1 pseudogene is annotated in these 207 nt (G+C 40.6%); it reads right to left on the bottom strand.

The features are described from left to right. Positions 1-113, bottom strand: a pseudogene (locus Q1A70_RS20840) (transposase family protein); the annotation flags it as partial. Positions 114-207 lie beyond the last annotated feature (94 nt).

A 207-nucleotide genomic window follows, 5' to 3' on the forward strand; every position in this document is an offset into this window, starting at 1 on the left:
ACTTGTTTAAGTCGGCGTTTATCTATCTCTTTAATCGTGTGCCAATGAACGCCCGTTAACTGGGATATATGCTTAATGGGAAGAAGAGGCAGTAGTTGTTCTATATATACTCGTTCAACTCGAAGATGCTGGCTTGAGAACTTGAAAGTTATCATTAATTCGAGATGCCAAAGAGCCTGCGAGCTCTGGAAGAGTCACAGTAAAAAA

This window comes from uncultured Vibrio sp., from assembly GCF_947488985.1.
In the GTDB taxonomy this organism is placed as follows: domain Bacteria; phylum Pseudomonadota; class Gammaproteobacteria; order Enterobacterales; family Vibrionaceae; genus Vibrio.